Annotated in this window: 7 protein-coding genes; all 7 read right to left on the bottom strand. The window is 72.9% G+C overall.

Translation table 11 applies throughout. The annotated features are described in order from the left end of the window. Positions 1 to 30: 30 nt before the first annotated feature. The 7 genes from fxsT to ACWGIS_RS06830 all read right to left on the bottom strand — a co-directional run bounded on the left by fxsT (position 31) and on the right by ACWGIS_RS06830 (position 13,085). The gene (gene fxsT / locus ACWGIS_RS06800; protein WP_453361434.1) at positions 31 to 3,999 is read right to left on the bottom strand and encodes an FxSxx-COOH system tetratricopeptide repeat protein; all 3,969 of its coding nucleotides are present in this window, start codon (positions 3,997 to 3,999) and stop codon (positions 31 to 33) included. A 77-nt stretch (positions 4,000 to 4,076) separates the two neighbouring features. Then, positions 4,077 to 5,330 (bottom strand): TIR-like protein FxsC, encoded by a 1,254-nt coding sequence (locus tag ACWGIS_RS06805; RefSeq protein ID WP_453361325.1) that lies wholly within the window; start codon positions 5,328 to 5,330, stop codon positions 4,077 to 4,079. 156 nt (positions 5,331 to 5,486) lie between these two features. Beyond that, entirely contained in the window at positions 5,487 to 7,877 is a 2,391-nt protein-coding gene (locus tag ACWGIS_RS06810; protein ID WP_453361326.1) for an FxsB family cyclophane-forming radical SAM/SPASM peptide maturase, read from the bottom strand. Positions 7,878 to 7,900: 23 nt separating this feature from the next. Continuing rightward, entirely contained in the window at positions 7,901 to 8,098 is a 198-nt protein-coding gene (gene fxsA, locus ACWGIS_RS06815) for an FxSxx-COOH cyclophane-containing RiPP peptide (RefSeq protein ID WP_355790202.1), read from the bottom strand. Positions 8,099 to 8,612: 514 nt separating this feature from the next. Continuing rightward, positions 8,613 to 10,022, bottom strand: a complete 1,410-nt coding sequence (locus ACWGIS_RS06820) for an MFS transporter (RefSeq protein ID WP_453361327.1) — start codon at positions 10,020 to 10,022, stop codon at positions 8,613 to 8,615. Between the two features lie 87 nt (positions 10,023 to 10,109). Continuing rightward, complete coding sequence (gene pdxR, locus ACWGIS_RS06825; protein ID WP_453361435.1) at positions 10,110 to 11,501, bottom strand: MocR-like pyridoxine biosynthesis transcription factor PdxR; 1,392 nt, start codon at positions 11,499 to 11,501, stop codon at positions 10,110 to 10,112. Positions 11,502 to 11,597: 96 nt separating this feature from the next. Continuing rightward, a complete protein-coding gene (locus tag ACWGIS_RS06830; RefSeq protein WP_453361328.1) occupies positions 11,598 to 13,085 on the bottom strand; it encodes an aminopeptidase P family protein in 1,488 nt (495 codons plus the stop codon). Between the last annotated feature and the right edge of the window lie 94 nt (positions 13,086 to 13,179).

Here is a 13,179-nt window from a genome sequence, read left to right on the forward strand (position 1 = left end):
CCGCGGGACCGGCGCCGCCGCGCGCCCGCGTCAGATCTGCTGCGGCTCCAGGTCGCGTCCCACCCGCTGCCACTCGCGCACCGACTCGGTCACCGGGTGCACGTCGCCGAGGAGCTGGGCGAGCGCGTTCTCCGCCTCCTGCTGGAGCCGCATGGCCTCGTCGTCCCGGCCCAGCCCGCGCAGCGACACCGCCAGATTGCCCTTGGTGACCAGCACGTCGGGGTGCTCCGGGCCGAACCGCCGGCGCAGGCCCTCCAGCGCGAGCCGCTCCCAGTGCTCGGCCCGGTCGTGGAGCCCGAGGTCGGCCTGCGCGTTCGCCAGGTTGAGCCCGGCGCACAGGACGGCGGGGTGGTCGTCGCCGAGGCGGGAGGCCAGCGTGGAGCGCGCCCGCTCCGCGAGTTCGGCCGCCGTCCGGGGCTCGTCGAGCGCCCGGTGGTAGATGGACAGGTTGTTGAAGCACTGCATCGTGAACGGGTGCTCGGCGCCGAACGAGTTCTGGTATCCCTCCAGCACCTCGTTGACCAGCTGTACGGCCCGCCCCGCGCCGCCCGCCGGATCGGTGGCGAAGTAGTCCGCGGCGAGGTTGAGCCCGCACGCCAGCGCCTCCGGGATGGTGCTGCCGTAGCGGTCGCGGTAGCGGGCGTACGTCTGCCAGGCCTCCTCGGTGATCCGCAGCGCCTCGCCGATGTGCCCGGCCTTGCGCAGCGAGACCGCGAGGCTCTTGTCGGCGCGCAGCACCTCGGGCACGTCCGGGTTGAGCACCTGCTCGAAGCTCTTGCGGACCTCGCGCAGAATTTCCGCCGAGCCTTTGAAGTCGCCCAGCTCGCGCAGGTCGCGGGCGTGGTGGCCCTTGGTGATCAGGGTGTAGGGGTGCAGTGGGCCCAGCAGCGCGGTGCGGCGGCGGAGTGTGTCGTCGTCGAGCCGGCGGGCGGCCTCGACGTCCCCGGCCAGCCGGTAGTCGATGCCGAGGTTGTTGGCGGCGGAGAGGGTGCGCGGGTGGTCCTCGCCGAAGATCTCGCGAAAGCCCCGGTAGATCCGCTCGTCCAGCTCCAGGGCCTCCGTGAAGTGGCCGAGCGCCCGCAGGTCCGCGGCGAGGCTGCCGGAGGTGATGAGGATGCTGGGGTGGTCGTCGCCGAGCAGCCGGCGCTGGCTGGCGAGCGTCTTCTCGTCCAGGTCGCGGGCGGCCTGGTGCTGGCCCTGGGAGCGCAGCACGTTGGCCCGCTCGAAGCGCAGGTTGAGGATCTGCTCGTCGTTGGCGTCGGGGAACTCGGTGGTCCAGAACTCGTCGAGCTGCGCGGCCAGCGTCCGGGCCGCGTGCAGTTCGCCGCGCTTCCACAGGTAGCGGACGCGGTCGACCATCAGCTGGCGCGGCTCCTCCTCCGCGCACTCACGGATGTTGGACGGCGTCAGGTGCGGCCAGATCACCTCGAAACCGGGCCACTGCGCGGGGTCGTCCACGGCTCCCTCGGGCGGCCTCGCCACGGCGAGGATGCGGTGCACCTCGTGGACGGTGTCGTCGAACTGCTCGTCGCTGAGGCTCTCGCGCACCGCGGCCTGCACCAGCCGGTGCACCTGGATGGAGTTGTCGGTCGAGTCGACCTTGGCCAGCGCGAACCGGTTCAGCGCCTGGGTGACCCGGCCGAGCATGTAACGGGCGCGCAGGTGCTTGTCGTACGGCAGCAGCGCCTTGATCATCGCGTCGCTGCCGATCAGGCTCATGGCGATCGGCTCGGCCGCGAAGAAGCTGCACAGCTCCAGCAGCCGGGCCGCGGCGGGCGACTCCTCGCGCAGCCGGTTGATGGAGATGTTCCAGGTGGCGCCGACCGACGAGGGGTACTCGACCGCCTCGACGGCCTCCTTCACGGACAGCACGCGGGTGGACTGCTCGCGGAGCTGCTCGATGTAGTCCTCGACGGGAGTGGCGGTCGCCTCCAGCCAGGCCGCCGCGACCTCGATGGCCAGCGGCAGGTCGCCCACCGCGTCGGCGACCCGGCCCGCGTCGCCCTCGTTGAGCCCGGGCACCCGGCGGCACAGGTGCTCCACGCTCTCCTCCCGGGTGAAGACCTCCACCTCCAGCGGCTGCACCCGGGTGGAGGTGGGGCGGGCGCGGGTGGTGACGAGCAGGTGGCCGTAGACGGGGTCGTGGACGGGCGCGGTCTGGTCCGGGAAGAGGTCCAGCGCCTTGTCGAGGTCCTCGACGTTGTCGAATATCAGCAGCCAGCGGTCGTAGGGCCGGCCTTCCCTGAGCGCCTGGACGGCCGCCTCGGCCGCCTCCCCCACGTCGCCGCCGCCCACCCCCAACTGCTGGGCCAGCGCCGCCAGTTTGGCGGGCACCAGCTCCGGCTGCTCGGCGTCCACCCACCACACCACGTCGTAGTCCGCCATGAAGCGGTGGGCGTACTCGCGGGCGAGCTGCGTCTTGCCGACGCCGCCGAGGCCGTGCAGCACCTGCGGCAGGCGCTGTCCGGGCCGCCCGGTGGCCAGTTGCTCGCGCAGCCGGTCCAGGATCGTGGAGCGGCCGGTGAACCACCGGTAGCGGGTGGGGATGTTGGAGATCCGCCGGCTCACGCTCGGGTAGCGCAGGCCGCGCGCCCCCGGGGTCACGGCGGAGACCGCGTCCGCGCGGTCGAGCCCGGTCAGCAGCGCGGCGTACGCCTGCGACTCGTCGAGGCCCTTCAGGTCGATGACGCCCCGGCTGGCGAACGGCATGCTCAGCTGGACGTCGTCGACGCGGACGGCCACCGCCTGCTGCCGCTTCTCCGAGCCGCCGGAGTGCACGGCCGCCTCCCAGGCCGCGCGGGCCCTGCGGGAGTCCACGAAGCTCGGCGAGAGCACGGCGAGCACCCGGTGGGTCGCGCCCGGCATGGCGTCGGCGCCGATCTCGGCCGTGGACATCGTCTGGACGTTCTTCGGCACCACCTCGAATCCGGCGCCGCGCAGCACCGACTCCAGCCAGTCCGCCCACATCCGGTCCTCGGACACGTAGTAGAGCATCAGCTGCGAGGGCGGCACGGGACGGCGCCGGGTGTAGGCCCCCTTGTACTGGGCGCGCCGCGTCTCGCTGATCGCCGGCAGCTTGCCGACCCGGTCCTTCGTGATGACGGAGGTGAGCCGCTCGCAGGCGCTCAGCATGGAGTTGGCCGACTTGGGCGGGTCACCGAACGCGGCGAGGATCTCCTCGTAGGCGTAGTACGGCTGGTACAGGATCTCCATCGACGCCCAGTAGTCGGCGAGTTGGTCCGCCTGGAGGTCGGAGGGCAGGCCGGCGAAGCGCTCCCGGGCCAGGGCGCGCCCGGCGTCCAGCTTGTCCTTCTCGCCGAGGTCGATGCGCATGGCGACCGGCAGGATGCGGATGCCCTTGTCGCCGTACCTTTCCTTGATGTCCTGCGCCACGGCGGCGGCGCCCTCGATGCTCTGGTCGCTGAGCGTGTAGCAGACGACGAGGGTGTGCGGCATCTGCACGGTGCAGATGTCGGCGAGGTCGCTCAGTCCCGTGCGGCTGTCGATCAGGGTGTAGTCGTAGTAGCGCTGCATGTCGGCGCGCATCGCGTCGAAGAACTGGCCGCCGCCGTAGCTGGCGTAGAAGTGGTCCCAGTCCATGTTGCCGACGATGGGGTAGTCGCGGTGCCGCTTGCCGGCGGACAGGAAGTCCAGGCTGCCGCCGTCGGGAAAGGGCCAGTCGAGGGAGAGCGCGTGCGGCCTGACGCGCGCGTAGCTGCGGTGCCAGTCGGGTGAGCGGTCGGGCAGGTCGCGCAGGGCCTCGCGGCGGTAGTCGTCGATCAGGTTGACCAGGCCGGGGGTGGCGCGCAGTAACGAGGGGTTCAGGAAGGGGTGGAAGAACTTGTGCAGACCGGGCGCCTCCAGGTCCCAGTCGACGGCCAGGACCCGGTGGCCGTTCGCGGCAAGGATCCACGCCACGTTCGCGAGCGCCATGGTCCGGCCCGTACCGCCCTTGTACGAGTAGAACGTGATCACGGTGCCCTTGCGGTTCTCCGTCATGCGCATGCCCTCCGCCTTCTCGGCTCGCTTCTCCGTCGCCCTTCGGTCGTGCGGTGGTGCCGGTGGTGCGAGAGGTCCTAGCCCAGGTCGCTGGGTCCCCTCAGCCGTGGGGGCCGGGTCGGCGGTCCCGCAGGTGGGTAGGTCGTCGCATGTTCCTCGTAGTAGTGCACGGCCCGTCGGACGGCCGTCTGGAGCTCGCTGCCGAAGGCGTCCAGGGTGCGGATGCCCGCGCTCAGCGAGCGGTGCCCGGCGTCCTCCCCCGGCCGCGCGGTCAGCACCCGGTCCGTCAGCGACTTGAGCTTCTTCTCCTTCTCGGCGGACACCGAGTCGTCCTTGTTCTGCGGCAGCATCACGCTGATCCAGGGACGGCTGTCCTCGGTGAGCCGGTCGGCCAGCTCCCTGCCCCGGGTGGAGTGCAGCGCCCACCGGTCGAGCAGGAGCAGCCCCGGAACCTTGGGCGGTCCCGGGCTGAGCATGCGCTCGGCGTCGTACTCGAAGTTGCCGATGGTGACCTTGTAGTCCATGGCGCGGACCAGGTCGGCCGCGTGGTCGCCGAGGGGCTGGGCGGATTCGGGGTGGTAGGGGTTCCAGTCGTGCGGCAGGTCCCCGTAGTAGTCGGGCTTGCAGCCCTGCGGGAGGTCGGAGCGGGTGCAGGCCAGGACCGAGATGTCGAACTGCGGCGGGTGGCCGAGGGACCCGAAAGCGCTGGGCAGCGACTCGTAGTCCTTGTAGACCTGCCCCTCCTCCAGTTCGGTCTCCTTGGCCATCTTCACGATGCGCTGCGCCATCCGGTACACGGCCCGCTCGTACGCGTCCTGGAGGTACCGGAGTTTGGTCAGCCCGTAGAACCCCTCCTCCGCGTAATCCTGTCCGAAGGCGCCGTGGTTGAACTGCAGTTCACTGGCGACCTGGGGCATCTGGGCGGGTTCCACGGGCACCCATAACGCGGGGATGATCGCGCTCTCCCGGGCGGGGGCGCCGCGTACCCGCCGGCTGATCTGCCGCTGGCAGAAGGCCCACCACTCCCGGCCGCACTGCTCGCTCATGAAGTAGCGCGGCGAGTACAGCGGCACGAACACCTTGCAGCGGGCGAGGTTCTCCGACAGTTCGTCGGTCCACCGGGTGCCGACCGCCATGCCCTGGTCGAGGAAGCCGACCTTGGCCCCCGTCGGCAGGTCGGTCAGCTGGAGTATGTGCTCGCACAGTCCGTCGTACAGCTTCTTGACCCAGGCGTCGGGGTCGGCGTCGCCCGTACCGTGCTTCGGGGTATGGGCGTAACTGAGGAAGAAGAACGGATTCCCGCCCCGGCCCCTCCCCGTGTCTGCTTGCACGTATGACCCCCCGACATCCCGTGACAGGACCCCAGTGTAGGAAGACACAAGTCCTGTGTGGAACAGGACAAACACGTCCGGCTTTCCGCTCCGCGCCCTCCGGCCGGGCGTCCCTGGCGGCCCGGCGGGCGCCCGGGGGCGGCCCGGGCGGCACCTCTAGCGCGGCGCCCACCCGGCCTGGTGCTCCTCGGCCGCCCTGCGCGCCGCCCGCAGGGCGTCCTCGCCGATCTCGTCCGCGAGCAGCCGCCGTACGGTCTCCCGCATGCCCGCGACGAACCGCTCGCCCAGCGGGGTGAGCGCGCCCGAGCCGGCCAGCGTCTCGACCGCCTCCGCCGTCTGGTCCCGCCACCGGGCGAAGTGCGTCTCCGCGGCCCGGGACCGCTCGCCCGTGGTGCTCCGCCACTGCGCACGCCAGAATTCGATCACCGCGAGATGGGCGTACGTGCCCTGGAGCAGCCCTTCCAGCGGGCGCGGGTCGGGGCGCCACGGCGCGTAGAACAGCCGCTCGCACGACGGGTCGTAGAGGTCCGTCAGGTCGAGCAGCGCCCCGAGCTTCACGTGCTGGAACTCGTGGACGAGCAGCAGGGCCAGCACCTCCGGTCCGGCGGGGCGGGCGATGGCCACCGCGCCGAAGGCGTCGCGCGCCGCGGAGCTGATGTCGGAGCCGTCGGGGGAGGGCCGCAGCGGCGTGATCACCCGCAGGCCGGACGCGATCCCCGGTGCGTAGGCGGGCAGTTCACGGCGGATCCAGTCCCACGCGGCGACGAGGTCGGTGCGCCAGGCCTCCGCCTCGTCCTCGGTGAGCCGGGTCCGCGCGGGGTGGCCGTGGCAGTCCCGCAGCGGGTCCGTGTCCTCCACGGTGACCGCCCAGCCGTCCAGCTCGTGGCGCCGGCTGCCGTGCCAGCCCTCGGGTCCGGTGCCCTTCGACGGGACGGCCAGGTCCCGGCCGGCGGCGGTGACGGTGAAGCCGTCGCCGGACACCCGCACCTCCGCCTCGGCGGCGCCGTCGACCGCGAGGGTGCCCAGGGTCGGCAGCCGCAGCACGCCGTCGCGCACGGGGACGGTGACGCGGGCCGGGCGCCCGGCCCGCACCGCGGCGGCGGCGGCGATCTCCGCGACGCCGCGCATGGCCGCGGTCCGGCCCTCGTCGCTCCGCAGCACCTCGACGGCCCACGGGCGTACGTAGGGGTGGGCGAGGACCGTGTCCACCGACTCCTGCGCCGCGGAGTCCAGCGTGGCCAGCGTCGCCCAGGCGGTCTCGCCGAGCGCGTCGTGCGGGCTCTCCCGCCAGACGGCCGCCAACAGCTCGCGATTGACGGCGAGTTCGTGGCGGGCCAGCAGGTCGACGGTCTCCCCGGCGCCGAGGCCCGCGGCGAGGTCGTCGAACTGGCTCGAGCTGAAAGGAAGTTGTTCGTCCATGTCCCGGTCCCGGATGTCGGTGACGAGGCGCAGCAGGTCGGCGCAGTAGACGGAGGGGTTCATGAACCCGCTGCCGGTCCGGTACCGGTGGGCGTAGAGCCCGCCGCCGCAGGACCGCACGACCGGGCAGGCGCGGCACTGGTCGCACAGCCCCTCCAGCCCCTGCTGGCGGGCCACCACCCCGGGATGGGCGGCCACCTCGTCGAGCGTGTGCGTGTGCACGTCGAGACCGGTCGCGGGTGCCCCGTCGTACGCGGTCTTGAGGGAGTCGGCCTGCTCGAACGTGCCGTCGGTCTCGATCACGGCGAGGTCGGAGGGCGCGAGGCCGAGCGACTCGGTGAGGCTGAGCCCGCCGTGCAGGGTGCTCAGGACGGAGTCGAAGAGCCGTACGTCCATGGGGCGGCCGTCGGCGGTCCAGCGGTCGTAGACGGCCAGCAGCCAGTCCGCGTAGGGGGTTTCGCCGATGCCGGGTCCGCCGGTGCCGGGCGGCGGTTCGTCCCAGGTGGCGTGCGGGAGGAGGAAGTCGACGCGGGGCGGGGCGAGTTCGGCGAGCGCCTCGTACACGGCGACCGGCGGGTTGCGCACGTCGACGGTGCAGAGCAGGCCGGCGAAGAGGTGCCGGTGGCGGGGGCGGTTGAGCAGGGAGACGGCGCGCACGACCTTGTCGTGGCTGCTGCGTCCGTCGCGGTAGCGGCGGTGGAGGTCGTTCGCCGCCTTGTCGCCGTCCAGCGAGATGCCGACCTTGATGCCGAACTCCGCGAAGAGCTCGCAGAACCGCTCGTCCAGGGTGACGCCGTTGGTGTGGATCCGCAGATCGAGGGCGCACACACCGTCCAGGGCCCGGGTCAGCTCCTCGGCCGCGGTGCGCAGTCTGGCCCGGCCGGCCAGCAGGGGTTCGCCTCCGTGGAGCACCACGTGGACGGTGTCCAGGCGGTGGGCGGCGGCGTGCTCGGCGATACGTTCCGCCGTGGCCCTCAGGACCGCGTCGGAGGCCACGATGGGCCGACCTTGCCAGCTCTGGTCCGCGTGCTCGAAGACGTAGCAGTGATCGCAGGCGAGGTCGCAGCGACTGTGCATCTTGAGCACGAACTGGCGTAAGGGGAGTGGTGGTCGGCCCATGGCTGTCATGCGTGTGGTGGCTGCCCTCGGGCTCAGACGGAGGAGTTGAAGGCCGCGACCGCCACCCGGCCCGGACCGCGCCGCTCGACGCCGTTCGACACGACACGGGTGAGAGCGGGAGAGGCGGCGCCGTTACTCTGCGCAGCCAGCCGCACGAGCGAGATCCGTTCCGGGCCGACGGCGGCCGTCTTCCCTGGCTCTTCGACCGCGGAGTCGTGGGATGCGTTCATGCGGACCTCATGTTCTTGTGCGTAAGCACGGACGGGAGTGAAGCCTTAGGTCTAACTAAACGTGCCCACGGGAAAACCGCCTGTTGAGATCGGGCCAGACGCATCACGGCCGACGGGCGGTCTCAGTCGTCCCGTCGGCCACTGATCACGAGCGAACGACTACCAGCAAAGCGGTGGGTCAGCCAAACGTGACACGCTTCACGCTTCAGGTGGGTGGCCGCGATCCACGTCTTTGGCGGCACCGAGGTCACAGCCCTGGTGCGCCGTCAATCCGCAGGTCATGAGGATGGCCAACCGACCGTCCGCACCCGGTGACAATCCGGAAAACTTTACCGAGATTTGGTCATCGACGCTGCGGACGTGTACGGCAAAAGGCGGTTTGTTTCTACGTCCGGGGCCCGGGAGCGCAGGGCGGCGCCCCGCCCCCGCGTGGACGCCGACGCACGCGCCCCCGGTCGCGGCCGGCGTTCCCGAAACGCTTCCGGCGACCCCCGGCGAGCTGTTGCGGACTGGCTCATTCCCGCCCTGAGCCGGTGACTCCGGGTGACGGAACCGGTTCGCGCACCCGCCCTTCCGGACGTACCCGGCGCGCCTCCGGTTCCCGCTCGGGACCCCGGCGCCCGTACGCCGGGTTCACGCCGGTGACGGACGGCGCGGCCCCGCCGCCCGCCGGTGCCCGTCCCGTGCGGCGCCCCTCCGCCCGGCGGGCCGCGGGCCCCATCGCGTACGACGCCCCGAGCGTCACCCCGCCGAGCAGCAGCCAGCCCGGTGTCCCCCACCCCACGAGCAGCGCCGTCAGGACCAGCGGGCCCAGGGTGCGGGCCACCGTGACGCCCGTGCCGAAGAACCCCTGGTACTCGCCCGTGCGGCCGGCCGGCGCGAGGTCGAAGGCCAGTTGCCAGGAGCCCGCGGACTGCTGCATCTCGGCGGCCACCTGGAGGACCGCGCCCAGCACCAGGACCGCCGCCGCGACCCGGGGCGCCGCCCCGGCGGAGAGGGCGAACACCGCGCACGACGCCAGCATCACGAACCCCGAGCGCCGGATCGCGCGGGTGGCGGACGCGACGCCCGTCACCGCGCGGGACATCCGCACCTGGAAGACCATCACCGCCGCGGTGTTCAGCACGAACAGCGCGGAGACCAGCCAGGCGGGCGCGTCGGTCCGCTCGGTGATCCACAGCGGGACACCGAGGCTGAGCAGCGGCATCCGCAGCAGGAGCACGGTGTTGAGCAGGGTGACCAGCGCGTACGGCCGGTCCCGCAGGACGCCGGGGCCGCGGACGTGCCCGGTGCCGACGGGCGGCACCGGCGGCAGCCGCAGCAGCACCGCGGCGCACAGCAGGAAGCCCACCGCGTCCAGGGCGAACACCGCGAGGTACGCGCCCCGGGTCCCGGCGTGCAGGGCGAGCCCGCCGAGGGCGGCGCCCACCGCGAGGCCGGCGTTCAGCGTCGACTGCAGGTGGGCGAGCAGCCCGGTCCGCTCCCCGGCGGGCACCAGGCCGGCCAGCAGCGCCTGGCGGGCCGCGGCGAGCCCGGACTGCGCGGAGGTGTAGACGCACGCCGCGAGCAGGAAGGGCAGGAAGCCCCGGACGACGAGGAAGGACGCCACCGCCACCGCGGTCGCGAGCGCCAGCAGCACCGCCGTGCCGCGCGCGCCGCGCCGGTCGGCGAGCCGCCCCAGGGGGACGCCGACGAGCGAGCCCACCCCCCAGGCGACGGTCAGCCCCAGCCCCACGCGTCCGGCCGGCAGTCCGACGACGTGCGTGAAGTACAGCGCCGAGGTGACGTAATAGGCGCCGTCCCCCACCGAGTTGGCGAGCTGCGCGGCGGCGAGGATCCGCCGGGGGCCGGGCGGCGGAACGAGGCGGAGGCCCTTCCCCGGGCCGTGCGCCGGACGCGGGGACCGGGCGGCGGAGTTCGTCATGCACTCGACGCTAGGGGCCCGCTGGACCGTTCGACAGGCCCATTCCGAGGCCCTGTCACTGGTCCAATCGCGGGGCGCCGCTCTGCCTCACCTCGCGGACGCGCGCCCCCGCCGCACCCCGCCCAGCACCCGTCCGAGCGCCTCCAGCGCCTCCGGATAGACCCGTTCCCGGGGCGTCCCGTACCCGACGACCAGCCCCTGCGGCCGCCCCTCGCCCGCCGTGTGCCAGTGGTCCCCGAGACGCCCGACCGCGAGACCCTCCCGGGCCGCGCGCTCCAGGACCTCCGCCTCGTCAGGCACCTCCACCAGGGCGTGCAGCCCCGCCGCGATCCCGCGCACCCTCCGGTGCGCGCCCAGCAGCGAGACGAGCTGGTCCCGGCGCCGCCGGTAGCGCAGCCGGCAGGCCCGCACATGCCGGTCGTACGCGTGACCGGTCACCATCTCGGCGAGCGCCAACTGCCCGATGGACTCGGTGTGGTGGTCACTGTGCAGCTTGACGTCGGCCACCGCGTCGACCAGGTGCGGCGGCAGCACCATCCAGCCCAGCCGCAGCGCGGGACCGAGCGTCTTGGACGCGGTGCCCAGGTACACCACGTGACCGGGCGCCATGCCCTGGAGCGCCCCCACCGGCTGCCGGTCGTAGCGGAACTCCCCGTCGTAGTCGTCCTCGACGACGAGCCTGCCGTTCGCGCGGGCCCAGTCGGTGAGCGCCCGCCGCCGCTCGGGATGCAGGGTCACCCCGGTCGGGTACTGGTGCGCGGGCGTGACGACCACGGCGTCCTCGTCGCCCAACTCGGCGGCGCACAGCCCGCGTTCGTCGACCGGCACCGGCACCACCCGCCCGCCGGCCCGCCGGACCACGTCCCGGTGGAAGGGCAGCCCCGGGTCCTCCATGGCGACCACGCCGCCGTCCAGGACCCGGGTCAGGAGCGCCAGCCCCTGCACGTACCCGGAGGTGATCACGATCCGCTCGGGCGGCGCGATCACGCCCCGGGCCCGGCCCAGGTACGCGGACAGCGCCGTGCGCAGCTCGACCCGGCCGCGCGGATCCCCGTAGTCGTACGCCATCGAGGGCGCCGTCGCGATCGCCCGCCGCAGCGCCCGCAGCCAGGCCGCCGCCGGGAACGTGCCGACGTCGGGGCTGCCCGGCCGCAGGTCGAAACGGGGTGCGCGGGTGTGCGGGTCGCCCGCGGCCGACGGCACGCCGTCCGTGGGCAGCGCCGCCACCTCGGTGCCCGAGCCCTGCCGGGCCCGCAGGTACCCCTCGGCGACGAGCTGGTCGTAGGCGGCCTTGGCGGTCCCCCGCGACATGCCCAGCTCGGCGGCGAGCCGCCGGGTCGCGGGCAGCCGGGTGCCCGGCGCCAGCCGTCCCTCGCGCACGGCGTCCCGCAGCGCCCGTTCCAGTCCGGCCCGGCGTCCCTCCGCCGGGTCCGGCTCCAGATGCAGGTCCACACCGACGCCGGACCAGAAGTCCTCCACGAAAGCCGCCCCCTGGGCACACGTAGACACACGAACGGCCGGGCACCTTCCCGGTACCCGGCCGTCTTCCCTTACTGGGCGTGCGAACCCCCCGGCTCAGGCGGTGAGCGCCGCCATCCAGGCCTCGACCTCGTCGGAGCGGCGCGGCAGCGCGGCCGACAGGTTCCGGTTGCCGTCCTCGGTGACCAGGATGTCGTCCTCGATCCGCACGCCGATGCCGCGGTACTCCTCGGGGACGGTCAGGTCGTCCGCCTGGAAGTACAGGCCCGGCTCGACGGTCAGGCACATGCCCGGCTCCAGCGTGCCGTCCACGTACGACTCGGTGCGGGCGGCGGCGCAGTCGTGCACGTCCATGCCGAGCATGTGGCCGGTGCCGTGCAGGGTCCAGCGGCGCTGGAGGCCCAGCTCCAGGACCCGCTCGACCGGTCCCTCGACGAGACCCCACTCGACGAGCTTCTCGGTCAGCACGCGCTGCGAGGCGTCGTGGAAGTCGCGGTACTTGGCACCCGGGCGGACGGCCGCGATACCGGCCTCCTGCGCCTCGTACACGGCGTCGTAGATCTTCTTCTGGATCTCGGTGTAGCGGCCGTTGACCGGCAGCGTGCGCGTGACGTCGGCGGTGTAGAGCGTGTGCGTCTCCACGCCCGCGTCCAGCAGCAGCAGGTCGCCGGAGCGCACCGGGCCGTCGTTGCGCACCCAGTGCAGCGTGCAGGCGTGCGGGCCCGCGGCGCAGATGGAGCCGTAGCCGATGTCGTTGCCCTCGACCCGCGCGCGCAGGAAGAAGGTGCCCTCGATGTAGCGCTCGCTGGTGGCCTCGGCCCTGTCCAGGACCCGGACGACGTCCTCGAAGCCGCGCACGGTCGAGTCGACGGCCTTCTGCAGCTCGCCGGCCTCGAACTCGTCCTTGACGAGGCGGGCCTCGGAGAGGAAGACCCGCAGCTCCTCGTCGCGCTCGGCGGTCACCTTGTCGGTCAGCGCCGCCTCGATCCCGGCGTCGTGGCCGCGGACGACCCGGACCGGTCCGGTGGCCTCGCGGAGCCGCTCGGGCAGCTCGCGGACGTCGGAGGCCGGGATGCCGTACAGCTGCTCGGCCTCGGTCAGCGAGTGCCGCCGGCCGACCCACAGCTCGCCCTGGCCGGAGAGCCAGAACTCGCCGTTCTCGCGGTCGGAGCGGGGCAGCAGGTAGAGCGTCGCCCGGTGCCCGTCCGTGGCCGGCTCCATCACCAGGACGCCGTCCTCGGTGAGGTTGCCGGTGAGGTACGCGTACTCGGTGGAGGCGCGGAAGGCGTACTCCGTGTCGTTCGAGCGGGTCTTCAGGTTGCCCGCGGGCACCACCAGCCGCTCGCCCGGGAAGCGCGCCGACAGCGCGGCACGGCGGGCCGCCGTGTGCGCGGCCTGCGCGATCGGCTCCAGCCCACGCAGCTCCGTGTCGGCCCAGCCGGACTTCATGTTCTCGGCGAGCTCGTCGGACACGCCCGGGTACAGGCCGTTCTTCCGCTGCTTGATCGGCTCTTCTTCGCCCGCTTCGTCAGCGGCATCGTCAAGCACGGCTTCCGGGGTCTCCGGTGTGAGCGCCTCCGACACGGTCTGCCTCCTCGTTACGACTCTGGACCACCCCCATCGTACGGTCGTACGGAAGGGGGCCCAGGGCCATAGGACCTGTTACCTGCGGCGTCAC

The sequence above is a fragment of the Streptomyces sp. NPDC054842 genome (genome assembly GCF_053611025.1).